At 67.4% G+C, this 26,254-nt stretch carries 24 protein-coding genes and 2 pseudogenes; 14 read left to right on the forward strand and 12 right to left on the reverse strand.

The genetic code is table 11. From position 1 onward, the window contains the following. The first annotated feature begins 5 nt into the window (after window positions 1-5). Window positions 6-215 carry a zinc-finger domain-containing protein gene (locus WKW79_RS30305; RefSeq protein WP_340338951.1) on the forward strand — a complete coding sequence of 70 codons (210 nt, stop codon included), beginning with the start codon at window positions 6-8 and terminating at the stop codon, window positions 213-215. Further along, entirely contained in the window at window positions 215-1,072 is an 858-nt protein-coding gene (bla, locus tag WKW79_RS30310) for a class A beta-lactamase (RefSeq protein ID WP_340338952.1), read from the forward strand. Before WKW79_RS30305 ends, bla begins: the two co-directional genes overlap by 1 nt. 11 nt (window positions 1,073-1,083) lie before the next feature. On the opposite strand, the gene WKW79_RS30315 is transcribed toward bla, so the two are convergent. From WKW79_RS30315 to WKW79_RS30340, 6 genes are all read right to left on the reverse strand, one after another. Beyond that, window positions 1,084-2,352 (reverse strand): O-antigen ligase family protein, encoded by a 1,269-nt coding sequence (locus tag WKW79_RS30315; protein ID WP_340338953.1) that lies wholly within the window; start codon window positions 2,350-2,352, stop codon window positions 1,084-1,086. Between the two features lie 33 nt (window positions 2,353-2,385). Then, complete coding sequence (locus WKW79_RS30320; RefSeq protein WP_340338954.1) at window positions 2,386-3,627, reverse strand: sensor histidine kinase; 1,242 nt, start codon at window positions 3,625-3,627, stop codon at window positions 2,386-2,388. A gap of 9 nt (window positions 3,628-3,636) precedes the next feature. After that, the gene (locus WKW79_RS30325; protein WP_340338955.1) at window positions 3,637-4,350 is read right to left on the reverse strand and encodes a response regulator; all 714 of its coding nucleotides are present in this window, start codon (window positions 4,348-4,350) and stop codon (window positions 3,637-3,639) included. A gap of 69 nt (window positions 4,351-4,419) precedes the next feature. Continuing rightward, entirely contained in the window at window positions 4,420-6,063 is a 1,644-nt protein-coding gene (locus WKW79_RS30330) for an NAD(P)/FAD-dependent oxidoreductase (RefSeq protein WP_340338956.1), read from the reverse strand. A gap of 10 nt (window positions 6,064-6,073) precedes the next feature. Beyond that, window positions 6,074-6,889, reverse strand: a complete 816-nt coding sequence (locus tag WKW79_RS30335) for a beta-ketoacyl synthase chain length factor (protein WP_340338957.1) — start codon at window positions 6,887-6,889, stop codon at window positions 6,074-6,076. Beyond that, entirely contained in the window at window positions 6,886-8,079 is a 1,194-nt protein-coding gene (locus WKW79_RS30340) for a beta-ketoacyl-[acyl-carrier-protein] synthase family protein (protein WP_340338958.1), read from the reverse strand. The genes WKW79_RS30335 and WKW79_RS30340 overlap by 4 nt, the downstream gene beginning before the upstream one ends. A gap of 250 nt (window positions 8,080-8,329) precedes the next feature. Between WKW79_RS30340 and WKW79_RS30345 the strand changes: the two genes are divergently transcribed. Continuing rightward, on the forward strand, window positions 8,330-9,433 hold the full coding sequence (locus tag WKW79_RS30345) for a mandelate racemase/muconate lactonizing enzyme family protein (protein WP_340338959.1): 1,104 nt from the start codon (window positions 8,330-8,332) through the stop codon (window positions 9,431-9,433). Between the two features lie 18 nt (window positions 9,434-9,451). Here the strand turns inward: WKW79_RS30345 and WKW79_RS30350 are convergent, their stop codons facing one another. After that, window positions 9,452-10,927: an AmpG family muropeptide MFS transporter gene (locus WKW79_RS30350; RefSeq protein ID WP_340338960.1), complete on the reverse strand. Its 1,476-nt coding sequence runs from the start codon at window positions 10,925-10,927 to the stop codon at window positions 9,452-9,454. Window positions 10,928-10,964: 37 nt separating this feature from the next. On the opposite strand from WKW79_RS30350, the gene WKW79_RS30355 reads away from it, so the two are divergent. Beyond that, window positions 10,965-11,798, forward strand: coding sequence for a M48 family metallopeptidase (locus WKW79_RS30355; RefSeq protein ID WP_340338961.1), 834 nt, complete (start codon window positions 10,965-10,967; stop codon window positions 11,796-11,798). A 106-nt stretch (window positions 11,799-11,904) separates the two neighbouring features. Here the strand turns inward: WKW79_RS30355 and WKW79_RS30360 are convergent, their stop codons facing one another. After that, on the reverse strand, window positions 11,905-12,852 hold the full coding sequence (locus WKW79_RS30360) for a hypothetical protein (RefSeq protein WP_340338962.1): 948 nt from the start codon (window positions 12,850-12,852) through the stop codon (window positions 11,905-11,907). Between the two features lie 187 nt (window positions 12,853-13,039). Between WKW79_RS30360 and WKW79_RS30365 the strand changes: the two genes are divergently transcribed. The 8 genes and pseudogenes from WKW79_RS30365 (at window position 13,040) to WKW79_RS30400 (ending at window position 19,553) form a co-directional block, all read left to right on the forward strand. Further along, complete coding sequence (locus WKW79_RS30365; protein WP_340338963.1) at window positions 13,040-13,186, forward strand: hypothetical protein; 147 nt, start codon at window positions 13,040-13,042, stop codon at window positions 13,184-13,186. Window positions 13,187-13,243: 57 nt separating this feature from the next. After that, window positions 13,244-14,125 carry a TauD/TfdA dioxygenase family protein gene (locus WKW79_RS30370; protein WP_340338964.1) on the forward strand — a complete coding sequence of 294 codons (882 nt, stop codon included), beginning with the start codon at window positions 13,244-13,246 and terminating at the stop codon, window positions 14,123-14,125. Between the two features lie 225 nt (window positions 14,126-14,350). Then, window positions 14,351-14,536 (forward strand): hypothetical protein, encoded by a 186-nt coding sequence (locus tag WKW79_RS30375; protein ID WP_340338965.1) that lies wholly within the window; start codon window positions 14,351-14,353, stop codon window positions 14,534-14,536. A 249-nt stretch (window positions 14,537-14,785) separates the two neighbouring features. Beyond that, window positions 14,786-15,265: pseudogene (locus tag WKW79_RS30380) on the forward strand (rhodanese-like domain-containing protein). A 31-nt stretch (window positions 15,266-15,296) separates the two neighbouring features. Further along, on the forward strand, window positions 15,297-16,223 hold the full coding sequence (gene epsC, locus WKW79_RS30385; RefSeq protein ID WP_340338966.1) for a serine O-acetyltransferase EpsC: 927 nt from the start codon (window positions 15,297-15,299) through the stop codon (window positions 16,221-16,223). A gap of 82 nt (window positions 16,224-16,305) precedes the next feature. After that, window positions 16,306-16,575: pseudogene (locus WKW79_RS30390) on the forward strand (helix-turn-helix domain-containing protein); the annotation flags it as partial. A 62-nt stretch (window positions 16,576-16,637) separates the two neighbouring features. Then, the gene (locus WKW79_RS30395) at window positions 16,638-17,570 is read left to right on the forward strand and encodes a family 2A encapsulin nanocompartment shell protein (protein ID WP_340338967.1); all 933 of its coding nucleotides are present in this window, start codon (window positions 16,638-16,640) and stop codon (window positions 17,568-17,570) included. Between the two features lie 84 nt (window positions 17,571-17,654). Next, on the forward strand, window positions 17,655-19,553 hold the full coding sequence (locus tag WKW79_RS30400; protein ID WP_422823985.1) for a family 2A encapsulin nanocompartment cargo protein cysteine desulfurase: 1,899 nt from the start codon (window positions 17,655-17,657) through the stop codon (window positions 19,551-19,553). An 8-nt stretch (window positions 19,554-19,561) separates the two neighbouring features. Here WKW79_RS30400 and WKW79_RS30405 read toward each other — a convergent pair whose 3' ends face one another. The 4 genes from WKW79_RS30405 to WKW79_RS30420 all read right to left on the reverse strand — a co-directional run bounded on the left by WKW79_RS30405 (window position 19,562) and on the right by WKW79_RS30420 (window position 23,018). Further along, window positions 19,562-20,482, reverse strand: a complete 921-nt coding sequence (locus WKW79_RS30405; RefSeq protein WP_340338969.1) for an HAD family hydrolase — start codon at window positions 20,480-20,482, stop codon at window positions 19,562-19,564. A 37-nt stretch (window positions 20,483-20,519) separates the two neighbouring features. Then, window positions 20,520-21,365 carry an alpha/beta fold hydrolase gene (locus WKW79_RS30410; RefSeq protein ID WP_340338970.1) on the reverse strand — a complete coding sequence of 282 codons (846 nt, stop codon included), beginning with the start codon at window positions 21,363-21,365 and terminating at the stop codon, window positions 20,520-20,522. Further along, window positions 21,365-21,886: a VOC family protein gene (locus WKW79_RS30415; protein WP_340338971.1), complete on the reverse strand. Its 522-nt coding sequence runs from the start codon at window positions 21,884-21,886 to the stop codon at window positions 21,365-21,367. The genes WKW79_RS30410 and WKW79_RS30415 overlap by 1 nt, the downstream gene beginning before the upstream one ends. Window positions 21,887-22,055: 169 nt before the next feature. After that, window positions 22,056-23,018: a ketopantoate reductase family protein gene (locus WKW79_RS30420; protein WP_340338972.1), complete on the reverse strand. Its 963-nt coding sequence runs from the start codon at window positions 23,016-23,018 to the stop codon at window positions 22,056-22,058. Between the two features lie 215 nt (window positions 23,019-23,233). Between WKW79_RS30420 and WKW79_RS30425 the strand changes: the two genes are divergently transcribed. Together WKW79_RS30425 and WKW79_RS30430 are read left to right on the forward strand one after the other, a co-directional pair. Beyond that, a complete protein-coding gene (locus WKW79_RS30425) occupies window positions 23,234-24,406 on the forward strand; it encodes an ABC transporter substrate-binding protein (protein ID WP_340338973.1) in 1,173 nt (390 codons plus the stop codon). A 10-nt stretch (window positions 24,407-24,416) separates the two neighbouring features. After that, window positions 24,417-26,246 carry an ABC transporter permease gene (locus WKW79_RS30430; protein ID WP_340338974.1) on the forward strand — a complete coding sequence of 610 codons (1,830 nt, stop codon included), beginning with the start codon at window positions 24,417-24,419 and terminating at the stop codon, window positions 26,244-26,246. Window positions 26,247-26,254: the final 8 nt, after the last annotated feature.

Below are 26,254 nucleotides of genomic sequence, written 5' to 3' on the forward strand. Positions count from 1 at the left end.
CAAGCATGGCTACCGATGCTGTCGTCGAACTCCTCGGCAAGGAACTGAACTCGCAGGGCGGCGTGTACTGCCCGAGCCCCAAGGCCGACATGCCGATCTGGAACAACCACCCGAAGGTCTACCTCGACGTGGCCCGGACCGGCGAAGCCAAGTGCCCGTACTGCGGCACGGTCTATCGTCTCAAGGCCGGCGAGTCCGCCGGTCACCGGCATTGATGACCACGCGGCGCACCTTGCTGCTCGGCGCCATCGCGGCGCCGGTGCTGAATGCGTGTTCCCCCTTGCCGACAACCCCGGCGACGCTGGCCAAGCTGGAGAACGATGTCGGCGGGCGCCTCGGCGTGATGGGCATCGACACCGGCACCGGCCGGCGCGTCCAGCATCGGGCCGAGGAGCGCTTTGCCTTCTGCAGCACCTTCAAGGTGCTGGCCGCCTCCGCCGTGCTGCGGCAGAGCGTGACCGAACCGGGACTGCTGCAACGCCGCGTTCGCTATGCGCGCCCGGATCTCGTCACCTATTCGCCCATCACCGAGAAGCACGTCAGCGACGGCATGACCCTCGGCGAACTGTGCGCCGCCGCCCTTCAGTACAGCGACAACACCGCCGGCAACCTGCTGGTGCGGCAGGCGGGCGGGCTGGAAGCGGTGACGGCGTTCGCGCGGACGCTCGGCGACCAGACCTTCCGCCTGGACCGCTGGGAGACCGCGCTGAACACCGCCGTGCCCGGCGATCCGCGCGACACCTGTACGCCCGGCGACATGGCGCGCAACCTGCAGCGCCTGATGCTCGATGACGCGTTGCCGCAGCCACAGCGCAGCCAGCTCCAGGCCTGGATGCGCGACAACACCACCGGCGGCCAGCGCATCCGCGCCGCATCCGGCAACTGGGGAGTGGCCGACAAGACCGGTTCTGGCGACTACGGCACCACGAACGACATCGGCGTGGTCTGGCCGGAGGCCCGTGCGCCGCTGGTGTTGGCGATCTACTACACGCAGGACCGCAAGGACGCGACGATGCGCAACGAGGTGGTGGCCTCGGCCGCGCGCATCGCCATCCGCCTGCTCACGGCTTGAATCCTGGGGGCTCAGAGGGAGTGCGTCGGGCTGCCGTCCGCGCTGACGAACACGCCTGACAGCCGCGCCGGCAGCACCTCGCGCCACGGGCTGCCACTCTCCTCGACCAACCGCAGGTAGAGGAAGCAGATCCACGGCAGGCACAGGCCGATCTGCGCGTCGCGCAAGGCGGAGTTGAGACTTGCCGCGATCAGCAAGGTCAGCATCGCAACGAAGCCCAGCCGCCCGGTCAGGTCGGCGCGGCGCCAGCAGACCCAGACGCTGGCGACCATGATGAACAGCAGCGAGAGAAGGCCCGGGATGCCGCCCTGCGAGCCCATCCAGAGGTAGTCGTTGTGCGGCATGTTCTTGTAGTCCAGCACCTTCGGTCCGCGCTTCTTCCACTCGCTGGTCCAGGCGCCGATGCCCAGGCCGATGAGCGGCTTGTCCAGCATCATCTCGGTGGTCAGGCGGTACATGTAGTAGCGCGTGATCATGCTGCCCTCGGACACTTCGCCGGCCTGCGCCTGCTCCACCTCGTGCAGCCCCAGCTCGAACTTGTCCTTCATCTCCGCTGGCGCCTGCCAGACCAGCAGGCCGGCCACCACGAACACCGCCGCCAGCGCCCCCGCCATGATGCGCGGATGGCTGCGCCACTGGTGCACGCAGGCCGCGACCACGCACACCAGCATCGCCACCAGCGAAGTGCGCGAAGGCAGGACCAGCGTGACGATCAACGCCATCAGCACGGTGAAGACAAAGGCCGGTCCGGCCCAGTGCCAGCGTCGCGCGTCGGCCAGATGCGCCAGCCCGAGCACGGCGGTCGAGGCGCCCAGGACGGTGAACAGCAGCGCGTCGTTGATCGACTTGTTGCCCTGCAGCGAGACGACCGCGCGCCAGATCTGCTGGTCGGGCAGGAGGTGGGCCTGGTGCAGCACGATGAGCAGCAGGTTGATCATCGACACCAGCAGGAAGCCGCGCAGCGCCCATACCGCCTCGGCGCGAGTGAGCGCCAGCGCCAGCAGCATGGTGGAGGCGATGCGGAAGCCGTGGAACAGGTTCTCGGCGGTCTCCGGATAGTGCTGGCCGATGGCGAGCACCACCAGCGTCCATGCGAGGTAGATGACGATGGGCCACCACAAGGGGCTTGCGCGCAGGCGGGCGCCTCGTTCGCGCAGGCTTCCGCCGGCCAGCATCGCAAGAAGGAGGAGGAAGGTGGCGCCGTAGTTCACGCCCACGGGCATGTAGACCACGAAACCCCAGAAGGCCGCCAGATGGCGGACGAGGCGTGTCCTGAGCATGGACGGGGATTTTAGGTGGGCACCCCCGGGCGCTCAGCGCGGCAATGCAATCACGAAGCTCGCACCGCCACCCGCGCGCGACTCGCAACGTACGCTGCCGCCATGCCGCTCGACGATCGACTTCACCAACGCCAGCCCCAGCCCGACGCCGCCCTCGCGCTCGCTCGCGCCGGGCAGCCGGTAGAAGGGCTCGAAGATGCGCTCGCGCAGCGCGGCCGGCACGCCGGGGCCGCGGTCGCCGACGCGCACTTCGGCGTTGCGTGAGTCGGTCTTGAGTTCGACGCTGATCTCGCCGGCGCCGTAGCGGCGCGCATTCTCCAGCAGGTTGCGCACGGCACGGCGCAGAAGACGTGGGACGCCGGGCACGTTGAGGCTGTTGCTGCTGGTGCCCTCGGCCAGGTCGAGTTCGGCGCCGACGCGCGCACATTCCTCGGCGGCCAGGCCGGTGAGATCGACCGTCTCGATGGTGCCCATGTCGGCCTCGTGCGCGTCGAGGCGGCTGGCCAGCAGGATCTCGTCGATCAGCTGGTCGAGTTCGGCGATGTTGCGGGAGATCTCGGCTTTGGCTGCAGCCATGGCATCGGCGCGGCCAGGCAGCGAGGACGCTTCAGCGCCGGGCGCGGGGGGCGCATTCCCCATCAGCTCAAGGCCCATGCGGATGCGCGTCAATGGCGAGCGCAGCTCGTGGGAGGCGTTGGCCAGGAGCGACTTGTGCGAGCGGACCAGCGTCTCGACGCGCGCAGCCGCCGCGTTGAAGCGCTTCGACAGGTCCCCCACTTCGTCCTGCCCCTGCTCCGGCACGCGCACGGAGAGGTCGCCTTCGCCCCAGCGCTGCACGCCGCGTTGCAAGGCCTCGAGCCGCTGCGTCAGGCGCCGCACGATCGGATAGACGCCCAGTGCCACCGCGAGGCCGACCACCACGATCATCCAGGTGAACCCGAAGGGCGTGCGCCATGGCGGTGGCGGCGGACGGACGCCGCCCGGGCCCAGCTCCTGGTCGCGCGGCGGCATCTGCAAGGTGAGGGCGCGACCGTCGCTCAAGGTCAGGTCGAACTCCAGCCCCTGGCCGCGCACGCGCGTGGCCTGGCCGGTGCCGATGACACGGTCCTCGGCGTCGCGCACGATCACCGTGCGCGGCAGCGAGGAAATGCGGTCGCGCTCGTTGTCGGCGGCCCAGCGCACCATCCAGCCGGCCGTGAGGGTGAGGATGACCACGCCCGCGACCACCGCCAGCCAGATGCGGACGTAGAGGTGCCGGGAATACAGGTTGACCACGGGCGGCTACTAGTCCTGTTGCTTGGCAAAAACGTACCCCACGCCGCGCACCGTCAGGATGCGCTTCGGGTTCTTCGCATCCACCTCGATCGCCGCGCGGATGCGGCCCATGTGCACGTCGATGGAGCGGTCGAAGGCTTCCAGCTCACGACCGCGCACGGCTTCCATGATCTGATCGCGCGTGAGCACGCGGCCGGCACGCTCGGCCATCGCGGCCAGCAGGTCGAACTGGTAGGAGGTGAGGTCGGCCAGCGCGCCGCCGACGGTGACGGTGCGCGCGTTGCGGTCGATCTCCAGCGTGCCGAAGCGCATCACCGTGGCGGCGGCGCTGGCGGCGCCGGGCTCGGCGCGGCGGCGCAGCACGGCGCGGATGCGGGCCAGCAGTTCGCGCGGCTCGAAGGGCTTGGGCAGGTAGTCGTCGGCGCCGATCTCCAGGCCGATGATGCGGTCCATCGGGTCGCCCTTGGCGGTGAGCATCAGCACGGCGACCTTCGACAGCGGGCCGGGCAGGGAACGGATGCGGCGGCACACTTCGAGGCCGTCGATGTCGGGCAGCATCAGGTCGAGGATGACGAGGTCGGGTGCGTGCTGTTGCAGCAGGTCCATGCCGGTGTTGCCATCCATCGCATGGTTGACGCCGAAGCCGGACTGGGTGAGGTATTCGCTCACCATCTGCGCCAGCCGCGCGTCGTCTTCGATCATCAGGAGTTGCGGATTGCTCATGGAAGGATCGTGGTCCAGGCCGGCCAAGGCGGCTTGAACGCTGCGTAAAGTTGGGTAAATGGCCGCAGGCTAACCCATTGCCGAGGCGGCGAGGAAGAGCATGGCCGGACGCGCGGCTTCGTCCGACACAGTAGGTGATTTTTCGTCCAGCAGGCGGCCGAGCGCGCCGCTGTCGAGGCCGGGATGGGCCTGGCTGGCGCGCTCGACGATCTCGCGGGCCAGCGCATCCAGCAGCGCCGCCGAGTCACGCACGCGCTGGCGGAAGCCGTCGTCGTCGAGGGTGTCGTTGAGGCTGCGGTTGAGTTCGGCGAACCAGGGCAGCGCGGCCTGGTCGAGCATCACGGCCGGGTTGCGCTTGTGGCTTACCGCCGACCAACTGCGCAGGAAGGCCTGCATGGCGACGTTGAGCCGCTGGCAATGGACCAGTTGCTCCCTCAGTTCGCCGAGCAGCGCCAGGTGCGTCAGCTTCTGCTGGAAGAACATCTGCGACAGCACGCCCCAGTAGTAGGTGTAGTCCCAGATCACCTTGACCGGCAGCACCTCGGGGTCGCCGAACAGCGGGTACTGGTCCTGGTAGAGCGTGAGGGTGCTTTCGTAGAAGGAGTGGTAGATCTGGTCGTAGAGCTGCGCGCGCGCCTCAAGCCGCAGGCCGGCGCGGTCGCGCGCCACCAGGTCGGTGATGTAGGTGTTGCCGAGCGCGATGAAGTCGCTGCCGGGCGAATAGAAGGGGTCGAGGAACAGGCCGGCCTCGCCGGTCAGGGCCCAGCGCTGGGCGGAGAACACCTGCTTGCAGCCATACGAGAACTTGCGGAAGAACATGAAGTCCTGCAGCTTGTCGCGCTTGCCGTCGAGTTCGTCGTAGAGGCGCGGCTGCCATTTCCTGAACCAGTCCATCGCCTTGTCGAAGCTGTCCATCGTGTCGAGCGGATGCAGCTTGGGGTCGGCCACGATGCCGACCGAGTGCGAGCCGGAGGCCAGCGGGATCAGCCACACCCAATAGCCGGCGCCGACCAGGTGGTTGGTCGAGAGCCAGCGCGCCTGCGGTTCGCAGCGCGCGCGCCATGCGGGGTCGTCGCTCCAGTCGTCGATGACGATGCGCTCGCCGATGCGGAACCAGACGGCGTTGGCATCGTGCGCGTTGGGCCGCGCGAGGCCGAGCTTGCGCTTGAGCAGGCCGGCGCGTCCGCAGGCGTCGACCACCCAGCGCGAGCGCGCGATGTAGGTCACGCCGTCGACAGTCCAGCGCAGGCGGTGCGGCGCGTCGGCTGTTTCGGCCAGGTCGACCGCGCGGACCACGGCGCCGTCTACGAAGCGCACGCCGCGGCGCGCGGCCTCGTCGGCCAGGTAGTTCTCGAAGATGCCGCGGTCGATCTGGTAGCTCGGCACCGAGAGGTAGCGGCTGGCGCCGATCTCGGTGACCTGGTCGATGTCGCGGCGGCCCTCGCTGAAGAAGAAGCGGAAGCCGAACTTGCGCAGCTGCGCCTCCTGCATGTGGGGCTTGAGGCCGAGCACCGTGTCGAAGTAGTGCGCGCCGATCTCGACGGACGACTCGCCCACCTTGTGCGCTGCCAGCGGCACCGGATGGCTGCGCCGCTCCAGCACCAGCACGTCGATGTCCTCGAAGCGGCGCTTGAGTTGCAGCGCCAGCGTGAGGCCTGCCAGACCGCCACCCATGATCACGACGTCGTGTGCGGGGGTGGCGGGTCTGGTCATGGACGCTCCGTCAGGCAGTGAGAGGGTGGATCAGCAGGCGCAGCGACATCGTCGGCGCTAATGGCAGTCGAAGCGGCGTGCCGCTGGCGCGCGCGAGTTCCTCGAAGACCGGCAGCGCATCGGCGACGGAGTCGGTGTGAACGCTTTCCGCGGCGGACGAAACCAGGGCGGGCACGTGCGAAGGACCCGGTTCCAACGCCCAGTCGAAAGAGGCCACTGTGCGCTCCGTGCGCACCGGCGACACCACGAAGGCTGCGGCCATGAGCCCGGCACTGGTGATGACCGACTTCAGCGGGCCGACGGCCGGCACGTCGTAGCCGACCAGCAGGATGGCCTGCTGGTCCGCCGCGCACTGGGTCGCGGCCTCCAGCAGCCCGGCGGCGAAAGTAGTTTCGAAGGCGCTCAGGGAATTGCTGGCCGCCATGCAGCCGGTGCCGATGGTCCAGTAGCCCACGGCCGCGTTGTGTACCGAGTTGTGGAACTTGATCGGCGACAGCACCGAGGGATCGGTGGCGAGCGTGCCGCACATGTAGTCGTTGATGCCCAGGTCGCCGTGTGCGGAGGCGAAGACGCAGGGCAGTTCTTTCGCGTCCCGGCCGGAGCCGGCCACGGCGGCGGCCGCGACTTCGAGCGCGAGCGCCACGGTGTCGGGCGCGCGGCGACGCTCGGCCGGCGCCAGGATTTGCGGCGAAGGGCGCTTGGCGGGCGGATCGGACAGCCCGCCTTCGTCGCGGAAGGCGGCGCGCGCGATGTCCCAGCCGGGCAGCTCGGGCGCCCAGAAGGCTGGGCCTTCGATGTAGAGGGTGGGTGGCGTCGTCTCGCTCATGCCGCCGCTCCCTTGCCGAAGATCAGCGCGCAGTTGTTGCCGCCGAAGCCGAAGGAGTTGGAAAGCGCATGGCGCACCTCGCCGCGCTCTGGCTGGAGCTTGATCTGCGGGCCGAAGCCGGTGCCCAGTTCCTTGCAGTTGGCGGTGCCGGGCTTGAGGCCGGTCTCGATCGCCAGCAGGCTGATGACGGCTTCCACGATGCCGGCCGCGCCAAGCGTGTGGCCGGTGAAGCCCTTGGTCGAACTGGCATGCGTGCTCGCGGGAAAGCGCCTCGACACCAGGCCGCCCTCGACCTCGTCGTTCTTCATGCTGGCCGTGCCGTGCATGTTGATGTAGTCGATGGCATCGGTGGCGAGGCCGGCACGTGCGAGTGCGTCATCGAGCGCATGCTCCGCGCCGAGGCCTTCGGGATGCGGCGTGGACATGTGGTGCGCATCGCTCGATTCGCCATAGCCGCGCAGTTCCAGCGCGCCCGGGCCGCGCTCCAGCAGCGCAAAGCCTGCGCCTTCACCCAGGCTGATGCCGTTGCGCGCGGCGTCGAAGGGGCGGCAGGGCTGCGTCGACACCAGCTCCAGCGAATTGAAGCCGAACAGCACGCTGCCGCACAGCGTGTCGACACCGCCGACCACCGCCGCGTCGACCAGGCCCAGGCGGATCATCCGTTCCGCCGAGGCGAACACTTTGGCGCTGGACGAGCAGGCGGTCGAGATGGTCTCGCACGGGCCTTCGAGTTGCAGCACCTTCTGCACGAACATCGCGAGCGAATGCGGCGTGTGCACGGCAGGGCGGTTCTGTTCGGGCGTGAATTCGCGCTCGGCGGTCAGTTGCGTGTACGCGAGTTCGGTCTCGCCGATGCTGGAGGTCGACGTGCCGAGGATCAGCGCGATGCGGGCCGCGCCGTGGTGGGCACGCGCGGCAGCGACCGCTTCCATGAAGCCATCGGCATGCAGCCCGAGCCAGGCCAGCCGGTTGTTGCGGCAATCCCAGAATGCGAGCGACTCGGGCAGGCGGACGTCTTCGACGCCGTCGACGCGGCCGATCCAGGTGGGCAAGGGGTTGGGGCCGAAGTCGTTGGCGCGCAGGCCGCTGCGCTGTTGTTCGAGCGCGGCGAGCAGCGGCGCCTTGCCGACGCCGACCGCCGACGTGGCGGTGAAGGCGCTGATGTGAAGGGGCGGAATCCTGGAGGGCACGGTGAGAGGAAGGAAAGGGAAGACCGAAAGGGGGTAATCCGAAAGCCTACCAGTTCACCAAGGTGTCCCGCGTGGGAGTTTTGCCATATCCGGGGCATGCGGGCGAATATCGGGGTTCCGTGAGCAGTGGACTGCGCCGGGGTGACGGGAGGGTTTCTTCGCATCGCGCTTGCCGATCGAGGTAGCCCTCTGGCTGGCCTGGATGGGTAAAGTGCATCGACCCATACGTCAAAAAGGAAGGAACCCCGCCATGGCCAAGATCGTCTCCGTCGAGGTGCTCAAGGTCGACCTGAAGCCCAAGGTCGTCCGCACCGATGCCGTCCAGAGCTTCGAATGCCAGGAGACGCCGATGGTGCGCATCCGCGACGCGGACGGCGTGGTCGGCACCGGCTACAGCTACACCATCGGCACGGGCGGGTCGTCGGTCATCAAGCTGCTGGACGACCACCTGGCGCCGATGCTCATCGGGCGCGATGCGGCCGATGTCGAGAAGCTTTGGCGCGACATGTTCTACCGCGTGCATGCCACCACGGTCGGCGCCATCACCTCGATCGCCATGGCCGCCGTCGACACCGCCCTCTGGGACCTGCGCGCCCGCAAGGCCAACCAGCCGCTGCACCAGGTGGCCGGCGGCGCCAAGCACAGCATTCCGCTGTACTACACCGAAGGCGGCTGGCTGCACCTTGAGCCATCGCAGTTGGTGGATGAGGCGCTGCGCGTCAAGTCATTGGGCTTCGGCGGCACCAAGCTCAAGGTCGGCAAGCCGCATGCCGGCGAGGACGTGCGCCGCATCGCCGCGGTGCGCGAGGCCGTCGGCGGCGACTGGGAAGTGATGACCGACGCCAACCAGGGCCTGAGCCTGGACGAGGCGATCCGCCGCGCGCGCTGCTTCGAGCCCTTCGACATCGCCTGGTTCGAGGAGCCGATCCATGCGGACGACGTGCTGGCGCACCAACGCCTGAGCAACTCGACGACGGTGCCGATCGCGGTGGGCGAGTCGATGTACAGCCTGTCGCAGTTCAAGGACTACCTGCAAAGCGGCGCCTGCTCGATCGTGCAGACCGACGTGGCGCGCATCGGCGGCATCACGCCGTGGCTGAAGGTGGCGCACATGGCCGAGGCCTTCAACGTGCCGGTGTGCCCGCACTTCCTGATGGAGATCCATCTGGCTTTGTGCTGCGCGGTGCCGAACAGCCGATGGCTGGAATACATCCCGCAGCTGGACATGGTGACGCACGGCGGCATGCGCGTGGAGAACGGGCAGGCGATTCCTTCGCAGGAGCCGGGGTTGGGGATCGAGTGGGACTGGGAGAAGCTGGAGCACCACCTCGTCCACAGACGAATGCACGCCTGAAGGCGGCGATCGCCCTGATCAGTCGGACGCCTTCCGCGCCCTCGAAGCCAGCGCCACCAGCACCAGCACCGGCACGCCCAGCAGCGCGGTGGCGGTGAAGAAGCTGATGTAGCCATAGCGGTCCACGAACACGCCCGAATACCCCGCGATGAACTTGGGCAGCAGCAGCATCATCGAGCTGAACAGCGCGTACTGCGTGGCCGAATAGTTGATGTTGGTCAGGCTCGACAGGTAGGCGATGAACGCGGCCGACGCGATGCCGCCCGCGAGGTTGTCCGCCGATACCACGGCCACCAGCGCGGTCAGGTCATGCCCGCGCGTGGCGAGCCAGGCGAACAGCAGGTTGCTGGCCGCGCTGAGCACCGCGCCCAGCATCAGCACCCGCATCACGCCGAAGCGCATCGACAGGATGCCGCCGACGAAGGCGCCGACCAGCGTCATGATCACGCCGAAGATCTTGCTGACCGTGGCCACCTCGTCCTTGCTGAAGCCCATGTCGACATAGAAGGGGTTGGCCATGATGCCCATCACCACGTCGCTGATGCGGTAGATGGCGATCAGCGACAGGATCAGCGCGGCCTGCCATTTGTAGCGGCGGATGAAGTCGGCGAAGGGCTCGATCAACACGCTTTGCAGCCACGCGACCGCGCCCTTCGGTGCGGCGAGCGGACGCCGCTCGGGCTCGGGCGACAGCAGAACCGTCAGCACGCCCACCGCCATCGACGCGGCCATCACCAGGTAGGCGGTGCGCCAGGCGGCGTTCTGGTAGCCGCCCGTGTCACTGACCTCGGCCCATGCCGCCACCCACAACACGCCGGCGCCGGCCCAGATCATGGCGAGGCGATAGCCGGTCTGGTAGGCCGCGGCCAGCGCCGCCTGCTTGCGCGTGGCCGCCGACTCGATGCGGAAGGCGTCCAGCGCGATGTCCTGCGTGGCCGAGCCGAAGGCCGCGAGCAGCGCGCACCACACCAGGGGATGCAGGCCGTCGCGCGGATCGTTGAGCGCCATGCCGACCAGGCCGGCGATCACGAGCGCCTGCGCGAACAGCAACCAGCCGCGGCGCCGCCCGAGCAAGGTGGTCAGCGGCGGCAGCGGCAGCCGGTCGACCAGCGGCGCCCAGACCCACTTGAAGGCATAGGCCAGCCCGACCCAACTCAGGAAACCGATGGTGGCGCGGTCCACGCCCGCCTCGCGCAGCCTGAAGCTCAGCGTGCCGAGCACCAGTAGCAGCGGCAGTCCGGCGGAGAAGCCGAGCGCGAGCATGCGCAGCGTGGCCGGTTCGAGGTAGACCTTGAGGGTGTCGCGCCAGGGGAGCTTGCGGTCTTCCGAATCCCCTTGCGGAGAATCGAGCCGGGAGGGCGAAGCCGCATCGGCGGCAGCGCCCCCAGCGCCGGGCGCGGCCCGGCCCGGCCCCCGAGGGGAATCAAGTCGAGCTGGCGAAGCCACATCGGCTTGAGAAGCGGGAAGGGTTTGGTCGGCGGAAGGTGGGGACATGTAGGGCAAACAGGCGCGTGCTGCTTATTATTCCCCCATGTGTTCACGCTGCCATTTCACTTCCCCCGGCCCTTGGTCCGCGCGTCGCGCATTCCTGATGGCGGCGGGGGCGTCCCTCGCAGGGCCCGCGCTGGCGCAGGTCGACGTCGGGCAGTCCTCGATGGCGCGCAATCTCGTTTCGGCGGACCAGATCGAGCAGGCCGGCACGCAGCAATACAGCCAGTTGATGGCGCAGGCCAAGGCCAAGGGCGCACTGGCCGGCGATGGCAATCCGCAGTTGCAGCGCCTGCGCGCCATCGCGGCGCGACTCATTCCCTTCGTCGGTCAGTGGAATCCGCGCGCCACGCAGTGGAAGTGGGAGGTCAACCTGATCGGCAGCAAGCAGATCAACGCCTTCTGCATGCCCGGCGGCAAGATCGCCTTCTTCACCGGGATCATCGACCAGTTGAAGCTCACCGACGACGAGATCGCGATGGTGATGGGCCACGAGATGGCGCATGCCCTGCGCGAGCATGCGCGGGCGCGCATGGCCAAGAACGCCGGTACCGGCGCGGCGCTGTCGATTGGAGCCCAACTGCTGGGCCTGGGCCAGATGGGCGACCTGGCGGCGCGCGGTGCGACTCAGCTCATCACGCTCAAGTTCAGCCGCAATGACGAGACCGATGCGGACCTGGTCGGCCTCGAGATCGCGGCGCGCGCGGGCTACGACCCGAAGGCCTCGGTCACGCTGTGGAAGAAGATGGCCGAGGCGAGCAAGTCCTCGGGCGGGCTGGGCTTCCTGTCGACGCATCCGAGCGGCACCGATCGCATCAAGATCCTGGAAGCGAATGTGCCGAAGGTGGAGGGGCTTTACCGGTCCGCGAAGCGCTGAGCACGCGACTTTGCAATCAAGTGCAGGACAAGGCGGAGCGCCGCAGACAGTGCTGTAGCACGGCAAGGCGATCCAACGCCGTCATGCGCTTGAGTGCGAAGTCGGATCAGTAGCGCGGCGGCGGGTCGGGCACGTAGCTCGCCTGCGGGTTCTGTGGGAAGGGGCGTGGAGGCCGTGCAATGCGGTCGTCGGGCTGCGGGATGACGCCCATGCGGATCAGATTGGCGCGGCTGTCGTAGCGCAAGGCGAGCACCTCGTCGGGCGTGCTGCGTGCGCGGACGAAGCGGGTGTGCGTGACGATCGATTCCTCGCGCTGGCCGTGGCCGGTGCCGAGCTTTTGTTCCTCCAGCGGGGCACGCTCGCGACGGGCCAGCGCGGAGGGCGCGGCCGCGTCGTTGGCGGCGCCGGACCCTGAGGGCTGGGATGCCGGACCCGCCGGTGCTTCGGCGCGTGCGGCGGGCGCGGCCTCGCTCGCGGCGGCGCTGTCTTTCTGCATCGGCGACGGAACCATCGGCGGCCGAGGCATCGGACGCGGCTCGGGCCGACGCTCACTGAACACCGCAAAGCCGATCACACCCAGGTCGAGCGGGCGCCCGGTGCGCGAGGCATACGAGTCGCCCGGCGCGGTGAACTCGAATGCGGCGACTTCGCGGTCGCTCTTGCGCCAGCCCGCGATCTGGCCGGAGGCATGCGCGCCCAGCACATAGCCGTCCTGGTCCCACCCGGCGGTCCTGCCGTTCAACACGTTGATGCCGTCCACCGACATCACGACGAGGATGCGCTCGCCGCGCAGGTTGCGCAGCGTGACGCCGTAGCGCGCTCCGGGCCGTCCGGCCACGTAGCGCTGGCCGTCGGCGGCAGTGTAGACGGGGAGGGTCTCGCCGCTGTCACGATCCTGCACGTCGACGCGCAGCCAATTCGAGTCGAGCTGAGTCCGAGACCAGGTCGGCATGGCGCAAGCCACCAGGAGGCCGGCCGCCGGCAGGCCGAGCAGCAAGCGGCGATTCAACAGGCCGGCCGCGCGGGGCGGCAGGGCGGCGACAGGATGGGACATGAAGGGCTCCTCGCAAGCCGGTCGACATTGACCGTGGGGGCTTGTACGGGCGGGATCGTCGAACCGGGTCAAAACGGACGAAGTCATCTTGAAAGTGGGCTGTCCGGCGTCGAACCAGTCGTTTCAGTTATATGCAACTGACAACTTCGTCGTTCCCGAACTGCGTGCAGTTCCGCAGAATGAACACATGCTTTCCCCAGTCCGCACAGAAGACTTCGCCGCCGATCCGCAGGAGCGCGAATCGTGGGGCACCGAGTTGCGCGACCTTGCGCTGAGCATTCTGGTGGTGACGGCCGCCGCGCTGATCGCGGGCTTGCTCTCGGGTATCGCGTAGTCAGGCCGGACACCTGCTATCCGGCAAGCTGCGCGCAGCCGCCGTAGACTTTCGCGCATGACGACCTCCGTTCCATCCATTCCCGCGCAAGACTTCGAAATCCGCCGCCTCGACGCCCCCGTCGGCGCGGAGATCATCGGCCTCGACATCTCCAAGCCCATCAACGACGCCGACTTCGCCCGCATCCATCGCGCGCACCTCGGCCATCACGTCGTCGTGTTCCGCGATCAGGACGTGTCGCCCGAGGCCCACATCGCGTTCAGCCGCCGCTTCGGCCCGCTGGAGATCCATGTGCTGCACCAGTACCACCTGGAGGGGCATCCGGAGATCCTCATCGTCTCCAACATCAAGGAGGACGGCGAGCCCATCGGGCTGGGCGATGCGGGGGCGTACTGGCATTCCGACATCTCGTACAAGGACAAGCCCAGCCTTGGCTCGCTGCTGCATGCACAGGAGTTGCCGAGCGAAGGCGGCGACACGCTCTTCGCCGACCAGCACCTGGCCTGGGAAGCACTGAGCCCCGGGATGCAGCAGCGCCTGCTGCCGCTGAAGGCCGAGCACAGCTACCTGGCCAAGTACGAGGAGCTGCGGTCGAAGAACCCGTGGCGGCCGAAGCTCTCGCAGGAGCAAATCGACAAGGTTGCGCCCGCCATCCAGCCCGTGGTGCGCACGCACCCCGAGACGGGCCGCAAGGCGCTCTTCGTCAGCGAGCATTTCACAACGGGCATCGTCGGCATGCCGAAGGACGAGGGCGATGCGCTGCTGGCCGAACTGTTCGCGCACAGCGTGCAGCCGGAGTTCGTCTACCGCCACCAGTGGAAGCCGCACGACCTCGTGTTCTGGGACAACCGCTCGTTGATGCACCTGGCGGCCGGCACGCCGGATGAACTGCGGCGCAAGCTGTATCGCACGACGATCCAGGGCGACCTGCCGTACTAGCGTGAGGCCTCCGCCAATGGCTGCGCATGAAATCTCGTCTGGCGCGCCGTGACACATGGGCGGCGGCAACGTTGCCATTGCGTGCTGCCACTCGCTCCGCGCGAATGAAATGCGCCGCGCGCAAATCGAATCTGCATAGCCGAATTCCTTCGTTGGCTTTGCACGCGCTCCTTCGCAGAATTCCGTGACGCGCGGGCCACCGGCCCGCCTTCGGTGGAAGTCACGATGACACAGCTTGCAGAGATCTCGCCCGTCGACCGGGCGCGTCGGGTGATTGCCGTCACGGCATCGGCCTGGCATGTGGCGCCGCGCGCGCCTCGTCGTTCGTTGTCGATCCGGGTGCTGAAGCACCTGCAACGGTCGGCCGCTTCGAGCGCGCCGCGGCATGCGTTGCTGGCGCACTCGTGGTGACTTGAAAGACATCGAGCCCGCCTTGCGCGCACGCCTGGCCGATGACCGCGTGGCGTTCGGTGCCGATGCCATCGATCCATGAATGGCAGCGGCGTATCAACGGTGCGCCGTCGTGGTGCTTGCGAGACCTCAGACAGTTCAGTGCTTAAGAACTGAATTCTCAGTCGTTTGAGTTGGCAAGCCAGAACCCTAGAGTTGTCTATCGCCATCAAGGCGAGCCTCGACCCCAATAAGAAGCGGAGACCTCTCATGAATCTCGTTGCAGCAACCTTGGAACTTCCCGCGGCCCTGGAGCTGGCGCGCTAGCTCGCGGCGCAGCAGAACCTTCCTTACGCAGGCGGCGTGACGCCATTCGTGGCGTGGCAACTGGTGGAGCAGGCGCAGGCCGTTCTTGTGGACGTGCGCTCCGGCGAAGAGCGCAAGTTCGTGGGCCATGTGCCAGACAGCCTGCATGTGCCGTGGGCCACGGGCACGGCGCTCACCCGCAACCCGCGCTTCGTGCGTGAACTGGAAGCCAAGGTGGCGAAGGAGGGTGGCAAGGATGCCGTCGTGCTGCTGCTGTGCCGCAGCGGCAAGCGCTCGGCGCTGGCGGCGGAGGCGGCAGCAAAGGCCGGCTTTGCGAATGTCTACAACGTCCTCGAAGGCTTCGAGGGTGAGATCGATGCGCACCAGCACCGCGGCGTGGCCGATGGCTGGCGCTTTCATCAACTGCCCTGGGTGCAGGACTGAGCGGCATCCGGTCAACGACGCGAAGGACACCATGCCCGTACGACTCGACATCGACCGCATCGCCAGTTCCCTGCGCAGCGTGCGCAGCGAATGGCGTGACGCCCAGAAGCGTGCGCGCGAGCCAGCGGGACGCGAGTTCCCGTCGCGCGAATCGCTGGCCGTGGTGGTCGAGCAGTTGAAGGGCGCGCTGTTTCCGCTGCGCCTGGGTCCGCCCCACCTGCGCCCCGATGGCGAGGACTACTACGTCGCGCACACGCTCGATGCGGCCCTGCACACCTTGCTGGACCAGGCGCGGCTGGAGTTGCAGTATGTCGGCCGGCATGCATCCACTGAAGCGGCCGAAGTCGATGCGCGCGCTTCGCAAGCGGTGCGGGAATTCGGCGACGCCTTGCCCGACATCCGGCGGCTGCTCGACAGCGACGTGGTGGCCGCCTTCCAGGGCGATCCGGCCGCGCACAGCGTCGATGAGGTGCTGCTGTGCTATCCGGGCGTGCTGGCCATGATCCATCACCGGCTGGCGCACACGCTCTACACGCTGGGGCTGCCGCTGCTCGCGCGCATCGTGGCGGAATTGGCGCATGGGCAGACCGGTGTCGACATCCATCCGGGTGCGCGGATCGGCCCCGGCTTCTTCATCGACCACGGCACCGGCGTCGTGATCGGCGAGACGGCGGTGATCGGGCGGCATGTGCGCGTCTACCAGGCCGTGACCCTGGGCGCCAAGCGCTTTCCGACCGATGCGTCGGGCCATCTTCAGAAGGGATTGCCGCGGCATCCGGTGGTGGAGGACGACGTCGTCATCTATGCGGGCGCCACCATCCTCGGGCGCGTGACCATCGGCAAGGGCGCGACCATCGGCGGCAATGTCTGGATCACCGATGACGTGCCCGCCGGCACGAGCGTGACGCAGGCCAGCTTGCAGAACGCGCCGCAGCCTCGGCTGGCGTTGCGGGCGTGAGCGCAGTGTCGGGCCGCCCCAAGCAAGCTCGCGCCCCTTTGGGGGGCAGCGAGGACACGAAGTTCCGAGCGTGGGGGCACCAATGAGCGGCGTCCTCGTCGAAAGCTTCGGCGTCGCAGTGCGCCGCCTGCGCGAGCAGCAGGGCTGGTCGCAGGAGCAACTGGCCGAGCACTCCAACCTCAACCGCTCCTACGTCGGCGAGATCGAGCGTGGCCGCGTCATCCCATCCATCGTCACCGTCCGCAAGCTGGCCGACGCGCTGAAGCTCAACACCTCCGGCCTGCTCGCGCGCTGCGAGGAACTGGAGTCGCAGGTGTTGACCAAGCGCATCAACTTGATGGCTATAGCCTGTTGGGGGATAACCCCTAGCGCCCCGACACTGGCTTCGTCTTTCCCTCAACCACGGAGCCCCTCATGAGTGCAACAGTCGGTGGAACCACCGCCCTTGGCGACAGCGCCGCCCGCCAGCTCGCCAATGCCACCAAGACCGTCCCCCAGCTCGAAACGATCAGTCCGCGCTGGCTCACGCACCTGCTGCAATGGGTGCCGGTGGAAGCGGGCATCTACCGCCTGAACAAGGTCAAGAACCCCGAGTCGATCAAGGTCGTCTGCACCGCGCAGGAGAGCGAGAACCAGTTGCCGCGCACCTGGGTGGACTACGAGGAGAACCCGCGCGAATACTTCCTCAACGCGGTGAGCACCGTGCTCGACGTGCACACCCGCATCTCCGACCTCTACAGCAGCCCGCATGACCAGATCAAGGAGCAGCTGCGCCTGACGATCGAGACGATCAAGGAGAACCAGGAGAGCGAGCTCATCAACAACCCCGACTACGGCCTGCTTTCGCAGGTGACGGACGAGCAGCGCATCTTCCCGCTGACCGGCGCGCCGACACCGGACGACCTCGACGAGTTGCTGACCAAAGTGTGGAAGGAGCCGGCCTTCTTCCTCACGCACCCGCTGGCGATTGCCGCCTTCGGCCGCGAAGCCACGCGTCGCGGCACGCCACCGCCGACGGTGAGCCTGTTCGGCTCGCAGTTCATCACCTGGCGCGGCATCCCGCTGATCCCGTCGAACAAGGTGCCGGTGGCCGATGGCAAGAGCAAGATCATCCTGCTGCGCGTGGGCGACAAGCGCCAGGGCGTGGTCGGCCTGTTCCAGCCGGGGCTCACCGGCGAGCAGAGCCCGGGGCTGTCGGTGCGCTTCATGGGCATCAACAATCACGCGATCGCGTCGTACCTGATCTCGCTGTACTGCTCGCTCGCGGTGCTGACGACGGATGCGCTGGCTGTGCTCGACGATGTCGAGGTCGGCAAGTACCACGACTACGCCGACACCTACAAGTAAGCCGCGGTGAGCAACGCACACCCTTCCTCCGCCGGCCTGCCGCATGGCGTGGAGGCTCCGTTCGACCCCGAGGTGCTGGCGCGCATGGCGAGCCAACTCTTCGCGGCCTTGCCGGGGCACTACGCGCCACCCGGCGCGCAGGCGCCCTCACAACTGGCACCGCCGGGATCGCCGCTGGTGAGCCCCGCGGGCTTCGGGCCGAGCGTGCCCGGCACGCCCATTCCGCAAGGCCAGGTGCCGGGCAGCAACCTGCTACCGGCATCGCCGACGCAACTGCCTTCGCTGGCCAACCGTGCGCCTTCGACGCTGCCGAAGGCGGTAGCCGGCAACGGCGTGCCCGACAACGTGTTCGCTGCGCTGCCGGCATACGAACCTCGGCTGGGTACGGCCGCCATCGGCGTGCCGGAGGCCGCGGCGGTGACGCCTTCGCAGGCCGCGACGCATCCCGGTACGGGCGCATCGTCGTTCTACTTCCTCGGCGACACCTACGGCCAGCCGTTGCCGGGCGGCCGTGGCACCGACAGCACGCCGCGCATCAGCGACGAGCTGGCCTACGTCCCTTATGCACAGCCGCAGGGCGCCGACGTGCAGGGCCTGCTCGCGAAGCCATCGCCAGCGCCTTCGAACACGCCTGCGCCATCGACCGAGCCGCACTACTACTTCGTCGATTCGGTGCGCTTGACCAGTGGCTATGTCACGCCTGCCAAGCCCTCACCGCATGGCGGCGATGCGTCCCTGGCGACGGCAGGCCAACGCCAGCCCTTCGACGTGAACGCGGTGCGGCGCGACTTTCCGGTGCTGCAGGAGCGCGTGAACGGCCGTCAACTGGTGTGGTTCGACAACGCGGCGACCACGCACAAGCCGCAATCGGTGATCGATCGCATCTCGTATTTCTACGAACACGAGAACTCGAACATCCACCGTGCGGCGCATGAGCTTGCAGCGCGTGCCACCGACGCCTATGAGGGTGCGCGCGAGCGGGTGCGCAAGTTCATCAATGCACCTGACGTGGACGAGGTGATCTTCGTACGTGGCACCACCGAGGCCATCAACCTCGTCGCCAAGAGCTGGGGCGGCCAGCATGTGCGCGAGGGCGACGAGATCATCGTGTCGCATCTGGAGCATCACGCCAACATCGTGCCGTGGCAGCAGCTCGCTTCGGCCAAGGGCACGAAGCTGCGCGTGATTCCGGTGGACGATTCGGGCCAGGTGCTGCTGGACGAATACCGCAAGCTGCTGAACGACCGGACCAAGATCGTCGCCGTCACGCAGGTCTCCAACGCGCTCGGCACGGTGGTGCCGGTGAAGGAGATCGTCGAGCTGGCGCATCGCGCGGGCGCGGTGGCGTTGGTCGATGGTGCGCAGTCGGTCTCGCACATGCGCGTGGACGTGCAGGACATCGGCGCGGACTTCTTCGTGTTCTCCGGCCACAAGGTGTTCGGCCCGACCGGCATCGGCGTGGTGTGGGGCAAGCGCGCGCTGCTGGAGGACATGCCACCCTGGCAAGGCGGCGGCAACATGATTGCCGACGTCACCTTCGAGAAGACGGTGTTCCAGCCGATCCCGAACAAGTTCGAGGCCGGCACCGGCAACATCGCGGACGCGGTGGGGCTTGGCGCGGCGATCGACTACGTCAACAAGATCGGCATCGAGAACATCGCGCGCTACGAGCATGAACTGCTCGAATACGGCATGCGCGAATTGGGCGCGATTCCGGGTGTGCGGCTGATCGGCACGGCGGCCGACAAGGCGAGTGTGATGTCCTTCGTGCTCGATGGCTACACGACCGAGGAAGTGGGCCATGCGCTGAACGACGAGGGCATCGCGGTGCGCACGGGGCACCATTGCGCGCAGCCGATCCTGCGGCGCAACGGGGTCGAGACCACGGTGCGGCCTTCGCTGGCGTTCTACAACACCTTCGACGAGATCGATCGGCTCGTGGCGGTGGTGCGCAGGCTGTCGGCGCAGCGGCGCGCAGGCTGATCGTGGATTCAGTCGACGAACACGGTCGCCCAGTCCCGCTTCATGCTGACCACGTCGATGCCGAAATCGGCGGCGTGGTCCAGCGCCTCGACCAGCGGGCTCAGGCGGAATTCGCGGTCATAGGCGAACTCGCGTTCGGCGTCGTCATGGTGCAGCAGCAGGGCCAAGCGGGCGCCCGCGCCTGACTTGACGTAGCGCAGCATCGCCAGGTCGCCGTCGGAGTTGCCGAAGGCGAGGATGGGCCGGCGACCGATGTGCAGGGCGATGTTCTCGGTCTTGACCTCGCGGTCGTCGAAGGAGCCGAGCTCGGCGATCTTCATCATCTGGACACGGCCGTCGATAACCTCGAAGCGCGTCTTGGTGCTGCTGCCGATCACCTGCTCGGTCGGGATGCCGTAGACCTCTTCCGCAAAGGCCCGCATGAACTCGAGGCCGCCGCCGCTGACGATGAAGTTCTTGAAGCCGTTGGCGCGCAGGTAGTCCAGCAGCTCCAGTTGCGGCTGGTAGACGCAGCGCGTGAAAGAACGGTGGAGCACCGGATGAACGGCGCTGGCCAGCCACACCTTGGCGATGGCGTTGAATTCCTCGATCGTCATGCCGGCATGCGTCATGAACACGGCCTCGAAGGCGGCTTGCTTGCCCAGGCTGGCAAGGGTGTTGAGGTCGTGTTCGAGAAAGGCCTTGAAGGGCTGGCGCTCGCGCAGGCTCGGGTCCTTGTCGGCCAGCGCTTCGAGCCGGGCCTCTGCGAAGAAGAACTGTGATTGCTTGGGTTGCTCGCACCAGAGCGTGCCGTCGTTGTCGAAGGTCGCGATGCGCTCCGCGGGGCGGACGAAATCCGGATGGGATGGGTCGGTGACCCTCGCGACGAAGTCGAGGATGGCCCGCCTGGCGGGGCCGTCGTTCCATGATGGCAGTGACTGTTCAGGCATTCGCACGAACTCCATCTCCGGGTTGAGGGAGCGCAGCTTACACCCGGTGTTCCGTGAAGGCGGTCTCCGCCGAAGCAAGCAGTTGCGACGCGAATTCGCGGAAGGCCCTGGCGACGGCCGATGGGTTCTCGATCCACGGGAAGTGGCCGGCGTCCGGTATCTCGCGCGCCATGAGGTTCGGCGTGTTGTACGCGAGGTCGCTCCATCCACGCTGGCTGACGATTCGATCGTTGTCGCCCCACAGGCGCAGCACCGGGATGTCCGTGGGCCACCAGGCGGCCTTGTAGCTGTGGTCGAAGTTCGCATCCGACCATTGCACTGCTGCGCTGTTGTACGGCATGCGGGCGAGCAGCGCGCGGCCGGCTTCGAGACCTGCGGGTGTGAAGTTCCATTCGGCCGAGGTCACGCAGAGTGTCGTGAGGTTCTCGAAGCTGCCGTCGCGCTCGTACGCTGCGGCGGCGCGTTCGAAGGCCGGCAGCGGATCGTTGCGCGTCATCTCCACATACTCGGCATGCCAGGTGCAATCCGGCGCCGTGTCGAGCAGCGCCAGGCCGCGCACGCAGTCGCGCAGGCGCGGCGTGGAGAGCAGGTACATGCCGCCGGTCGAGTGGCCGACGAACACGGCATCCGGAACCGCCTCCGCGGCCTCGATCAACACCTGAGGCCAGAGCGCGAAAGGGTCGGGCTGGTGCGATGTGTTGGAGCCATCGCCGGGCAGGTCGACGAGCCATATGGTGCCCGGGACGTCGAGGACGTCAGCCAGTTCGTGCAAGCTCTCCGAACCGATGCCCGGGCCGCCCGGCAGCAGCACCCAGTTCAACGCGCCCTCCCGCGCGGAGTGAAGGCGCATGCGCACGCCGGAAGGCGTGTAGCGTGTTTCCATCACGCGGCCTGCGCTACTTCCGCCTGCGGGTTGTGCGCATGGGCCCAGCGTTGCAGCACGCGCGGCGCCTCGGCTGCGAAGCCTGCCAGCCGCTCCGGCGTGCAGATCGGCGCGGTGAGTTCCAGCCGGTGCCCCGAGGGATCATTGAAGTAGATCGACAGCACGAAGTCGTCATGGTTGACCGGGCCGATCACCGGCACGCCCTGATCCTCCAGTTCGGCCCGCGCCTGGTGGAGCACCTCGACGCTTTCCACCTGGAAGGCAAAGTGCTGGATCCATGCCGGTGAGTTCATGTCCCGGATGCCGCCGGGCACGGTGGGGCATTCGAAGAAGGCGATGCTGCTGCCGTCCTCCATCTCGAAGAAGAGGTGGATGTGCGGGGCGTACTGGCCGGTGGAGGGCACCTCGTCCTGCGTCAGCGCGTGGGACAACTTGAGGCCGAGCAGGCCGGTGTAGAAGCGGGCGGTGGCGGCCGCGTCCGTGCAGCGGAAGGCGGCGTGATGAAGTTTCTTGCAAAGCATGGTGGGCACGACAGGTAGGAGTTGAAGCGTGACCTGAACGATAGGCCCAGGGGCTGCTTCGGTGTTTCTCCCGCGTCCCAGATGTTTGCGTGCAGTCCCAGGGTCGGGTTTCGCGCGCATGAGCGCAGGCAAGGCCGCACGATGCCGGCCGGTCGCGACGTTGCCGTCCTCACGCAGCTCGGCGATGAAGCGCTTCTGCAACCTCGCCGGCTTCGCGCTTGCGTCGCACCTCGTAGCTGCGCACATGCGCATAGGCCACGGGCAAGAGCCGCGTGTCAGCGGTGGACCAGCGCCCGCGCCGCAGCAGGTCGCCCAGGATGTGCTCGCATTCCGTGGGCGCGCCACGCTCGATGTCATGGAACATCGAGCCGGTGAGGCTGGAGCCGCTCTTGAGGATGGCGGCGCGCGTGTGGTCGATGGCCTGCCTTGACGGTGCGTGCGCGTTGAAGGCTGCGATGCGGCAGCACTCGTCGAGCAGGTCTAGCGCGAGGTTGTGTGCCCTGGCGTCGACGATGTCGCCAACGTTGGCGCGCAGCAGTGCCGTGATGCTGGCCAGGGTTGCGATGTGGATCCATTTCTCCCACATGGCCTGCACGATTTCGTCGCTGGCGCGGGCATCGAATCTCGCGCGGCTGAAGGCCTGGGCGATCTGCTCGACCCGCGCCGTGCGCTCGCCATCGAGTTCGCCGAACAGCAGCGTGTGCTCGGTGCTGGAATGGTTGATGCCCCCGGCGCCATCGAGTGCCGCGGCAATGATGCTGGCGCCGCCCAGCACGCGACGGTGGCCGAAGCGCTCGACCAGCAGGTCGAGGTGGCGCATGCCGTTGAGAAGCGGAAGGATCGCGGTGTGGGGCCCGACGGCTGGCGCAAAGGCGCTGATCGCATGCTCCAGGTCGTAGGCCTTGCAGGCCACGATGACGACGTCGAAATGTTCCTTGATCTGCTGGGCGTGGAGCATCGGCGGCGGGGGCAGGTGAAGGTCGCCGGCAGGGCTGCGTATCACGAGGCCCTGCGAAGACAACTGCGCCGCCCGGTCTGGCCGCACCAGGAAGCTCGCATCCTGCCCGCTGTCAAGAAGCCGGCCGCCGAAGTAGCCACCGAGTGCGCCCGCACCCACCACAAGGAATCTCATCGCCTGCCTTTCATGCCAGAACGCCGGGAGTGCCCCACTGTGCCGGCCGCTTCCGGATGCGGGAACGAAGAAATTCGCGCAGCGATATGCGCAAACGTTTGGACGAGGGCGAGTTAGTCGGAGAGCAACTGAGCCAACTCCTTTTTCTTCGTTCCCTTGCCCGCGGGCGAATCGAAGAATCGGGTTCTTCCTGTTGCCCTGGAGCGCACGCAAAAATGATCAGCCGCCAACTCTTCCTCCGCCTCGCCTGCATCATCCTGCTGGCCCCCATGCTTGCGAACGCCGCACCGGCCACTGGCGAGCCTGTCTGGTTCGGCGTCAGCGGCCCGCTGACCGGCCAGAACGCGCAATACGGCGCGCAATGGAAAGCCGGCTTCGACCTGGCGCTCGACGACATCAATGCCAAGGGCGGCATCCACGGTCGCCCGCTCGCCTACACCTTCGAGGACAGCCAGAGCGATCCGCGCCAGGCCGTCGGCCTCGCGCAGAAGTTCGTCAACGACAAGCGCATCCTGATCGAGCTGGGCGACTTCTCCAGCCCGGCCTCGATGGCCGCCTCGCCGATCTACCAGCGCGCCGGCCTGGTGCAACTGGGCTTCACCAACTCGCACCCTGATTTCACCAAGGGCGGCGACTTCATCTGGAGCCCGTCGATCAGCCAGTCGGACTCGCAACCATTGCTTGCCGACCTGGCCGTGAAAACGCTGGGCTTCAAACGCGTGGCCGTGCTGTTCCTCAACACCGACTGGGGCCGCGCCAGCCGCGACGTGTTCGTCAAGGCGGCCGAGTCGCGTGGCGCGCAGGTGGTCATCGCCGAGGGCTATCAGCCTGACGAGAAAGACTTCCGCTCGACGCTGGTGCGCGTGCGCGATGCCAACCCCGATGGCCTGGTGCTCATCTCCTACTACCCCGATGGCGCGCTCATTGCCGGGCAGGTGCGCAACGTCGGCCTGAAGCAGCCGATCGCGGCGAGCGGCTCGGTCTACTCGCCCAAGTTCATCGAGCTTGGCGGCGCCGCGGTCAACGGCATCTACACCAACACCTCCTTCTTCCCCGAGGAGCCGCGCGCCGAGGTGCAGGAGTTCGTGACGCGCTTCAAGGCCAAGTACGGCAAGGAGCCGGACGCCTTCAACGCCTACGCCTATGACGCGGTGCTGATCACCGCCGCCGCGCTGAACCAGGCCGGCCCCAAGGCCGACCGCACCGCCGTGCGCGATGCCTTCTACAAGATCAAGGACGTGCCGAGCGTGGTGTTCGGCAAGGCCAACTTCGATCCGCAATCGCGCCGCGTGATCGGCGTGAAGAGCGTGGACCTGGTCGTGAAGGATGGCAAGTGGGCACTGGGCGACGCGAAGGGCAGCAAGGCCGCCGTGGCATCGGCCCGCTGACAGCGCACGCATGAGCTTCACCTCGTTCTTCGACTACACGGTCAATGGCCTGATCATCGGCAACATCTACGCGATGCTGGCCGTTGGCCTCGCGTTGATCTTCGGGGTGTCGCACCTCATCAACTTCGCGCACGGCTCGGTCTACACCGTCGGCGCGTACATTGGCTGGTCGGCGATCACCTTCCTGCACACGCCGTTGCCGATCACGCTGCTGCTGGTGGTGCTGGGCTCCGGCGCGCTGGGCATGCTGATCGAGCGCGTCGGGCTGCGGCCGCTGCAAGGGGCCGCGCGTATCGCGCCGCTGCTGGCGACCATCGGCATCAGCTTCGTGCTCGACATCCTGGTCCAGATCTTCGCGAGCCCCGACCCGCGCTCGCTGCCGACGCAACTGCCGGACTGGCGCTTGCAGATCGGCACCGGCACCATCGGCGCGCTCGACCTGCTGATCGCCGGCATCGGGATCACGAGCGCGGCGCTGCTGTTCGGTTTCCTGCGCTTCACCAAGCTCGGCTGGGCGGTGCGCGCCACGGCGCAAGACCGGGATGCGGCGCAGCAGATGGGCGTGGATGTGAACCGGGTCAACCAGAGCGTGTTCGCCATCGCGTCGGCGCTGGGTGGTTTGTCTGGCGTGCTGGTGGGCATGTACTACAACAACATCAGTCCGGCGATCAGCTTCCAGGCGACCTTGAAGGGTGTGGTCGCGACGGTGGTCGGTGGCGTCGGCAACGTGCCGGGCGCGATCGTGGGCAGCATGCTGCTGGGGCTGACCGAGAGCTATGGCGTGGCGATGTTCGGCACGCCATATCGCAACCTGTTCGCCTTCGTGCTGCTGCTCATCATCCTGGTTTGGAAGCCCAACGGCCTGTTCGGCCGCAAGCGTGCATTGCCGCCGGAGCCGCTGACCGGCACCTTCATCGCGCCGAGCAAGCCGTGGCATGTGCCGGCGAAGGTGCTGCTTGCGCTGTTCGTGGTTGCAGCGGTGCTGCCGCTGTTCAATCCATCGCCTTACCTGCTGCAGGTGCTGACCAACTCGTGGCTCTATGCGGCGCTGGCGTTGAGCCTGACGCTGGTGGCCGGGACCATCGGGCAGATCTCGCTGGGGCATGCGGGGCTGCTGGCCATTGGCGCGTATGCATCGTCCCTGCTTGTGCTGGACCTGCACCTGCCCGTGGGCACGAGCATCGTGGTGTCGGGCTTGCTGACCTCGTTGATCGGCACCGTGCTGATCTTCCCGGCGTTCCGACTGCGGGGGCACTACGTGTCGATTGCCACGCTGGGCATCGGCGAGATCGTGGCGCTGACGATCCTCAATTGGGAAAGCCTCACGCGCGGGCCGATCGGCGTGTCGGGCATACCGCCGCTGTCGCTGTTCGGGCACGACGCCTCGTCCAATGCTGCCTTCTACTGGGCCGCGCTCGCCGCGATGGTGCTGCTCGCCTTGCTGCAATGGCGGCTGCTGCGCTCGCACCTGGGCCGCACCTTTCGCGCGGTGCGCGAAGACGAGGTGGCCGCGCGTGCCTACGGTGTGAGCCCTGATCGCTACAAGGCGATGGCATTCGGCTTCGGCGGCTTCGCGGCGGGTGTGAGCGGTGCCTTCACGGCGCATCTGTACTCGTACATCAACCACGAGACCTTCACCTCGCAGATCTCCATCCTCGCGTTGACGATGGTGATCCTGGGTGGGCTGGGAAACATCAGCGGCGCGCTGCTTGGTGCGGTGACCTTGGTCAGCCTGCCGGAGCTGTTCCGCGTGACGGCGGAATACCGCATGTTGATCTACGGCGTGGCGTTGCTGCTGCTGATTCGCTTCCGGCCGCAGGGCTTGCTCGGCACCGTTTGAACCTCACA

The organism is Variovorax robiniae, from assembly GCF_037889955.1.
Lineage (GTDB): Bacteria > Pseudomonadota > Gammaproteobacteria > Burkholderiales > Burkholderiaceae_C > Variovorax > Variovorax robiniae.

Excerpts from the sequence above, each read along its gene's own strand:
- WKW79_RS30400 (WP_422823985.1), top strand. The coding sequence starts at position 17,655 with ATGGCGAGCCAACTCTTCGCGGCCTTGCCGGGGCACTACGCGCCACCC.
- WKW79_RS30325 (WP_340338955.1), bottom strand. The coding sequence starts at position 4,350 with ATGAGCAATCCGCAACTCCTGATGATCGAAGACGACGCGCGGCTGGCG.
- WKW79_RS30360 (WP_340338962.1), bottom strand. The coding sequence starts at position 12,852 with ATGTCCCATCCTGTCGCCGCCCTGCCGCCCCGCGCGGCCGGCCTGTTG.
- WKW79_RS30415 (WP_340338971.1), bottom strand. The coding sequence starts at position 21,886 with ATGCTTTGCAAGAAACTTCATCACGCCGCCTTCCGCTGCACGGACGCG.
- WKW79_RS30430 (WP_340338974.1), top strand. The coding sequence starts at position 24,417 with ATGAGCTTCACCTCGTTCTTCGACTACACGGTCAATGGCCTGATCATC.
- WKW79_RS30375 (WP_340338965.1), top strand. The coding sequence starts at position 14,351 with ATGACACAGCTTGCAGAGATCTCGCCCGTCGACCGGGCGCGTCGGGTG.
- WKW79_RS30315 (WP_340338953.1), bottom strand. The coding sequence starts at position 2,352 with ATGCTCAGGACACGCCTCGTCCGCCATCTGGCGGCCTTCTGGGGTTTC.
- WKW79_RS30305 (WP_340338951.1), top strand. The coding sequence starts at position 6 with ATGGCTACCGATGCTGTCGTCGAACTCCTCGGCAAGGAACTGAACTCG.
- WKW79_RS30345 (WP_340338959.1), top strand. The coding sequence starts at position 8,330 with ATGGCCAAGATCGTCTCCGTCGAGGTGCTCAAGGTCGACCTGAAGCCC.
- WKW79_RS30365 (WP_340338963.1), top strand. The coding sequence starts at position 13,040 with ATGCTTTCCCCAGTCCGCACAGAAGACTTCGCCGCCGATCCGCAGGAG.
- WKW79_RS30405 (WP_340338969.1), bottom strand. The coding sequence starts at position 20,482 with ATGCCTGAACAGTCACTGCCATCATGGAACGACGGCCCCGCCAGGCGG.
- WKW79_RS30355 (WP_340338961.1), top strand. The coding sequence starts at position 10,965 with ATGTGTTCACGCTGCCATTTCACTTCCCCCGGCCCTTGGTCCGCGCGT.
- epsC (WP_340338966.1), top strand. The coding sequence starts at position 15,297 with ATGCCCGTACGACTCGACATCGACCGCATCGCCAGTTCCCTGCGCAGC.
- WKW79_RS30420 (WP_340338972.1), bottom strand. The coding sequence starts at position 23,018 with ATGAGATTCCTTGTGGTGGGTGCGGGCGCACTCGGTGGCTACTTCGGC.
- bla (WP_340338952.1), top strand. The coding sequence starts at position 215 with ATGACCACGCGGCGCACCTTGCTGCTCGGCGCCATCGCGGCGCCGGTG.
- WKW79_RS30410 (WP_340338970.1), bottom strand. The coding sequence starts at position 21,365 with ATGGAAACACGCTACACGCCTTCCGGCGTGCGCATGCGCCTTCACTCC.
- WKW79_RS30335 (WP_340338957.1), bottom strand. The coding sequence starts at position 6,889 with ATGAGCGAGACGACGCCACCCACCCTCTACATCGAAGGCCCAGCCTTC.
- WKW79_RS30370 (WP_340338964.1), top strand. The coding sequence starts at position 13,244 with ATGACGACCTCCGTTCCATCCATTCCCGCGCAAGACTTCGAAATCCGC.
- WKW79_RS30425 (WP_340338973.1), top strand. The coding sequence starts at position 23,234 with ATGATCAGCCGCCAACTCTTCCTCCGCCTCGCCTGCATCATCCTGCTG.
- WKW79_RS30395 (WP_340338967.1), top strand. The coding sequence starts at position 16,638 with ATGAGTGCAACAGTCGGTGGAACCACCGCCCTTGGCGACAGCGCCGCC.
- WKW79_RS30350 (WP_340338960.1), bottom strand. The coding sequence starts at position 10,927 with ATGTCCCCACCTTCCGCCGACCAAACCCTTCCCGCTTCTCAAGCCGAT.
- WKW79_RS30330 (WP_340338956.1), bottom strand. The coding sequence starts at position 6,063 with ATGACCAGACCCGCCACCCCCGCACACGACGTCGTGATCATGGGTGGC.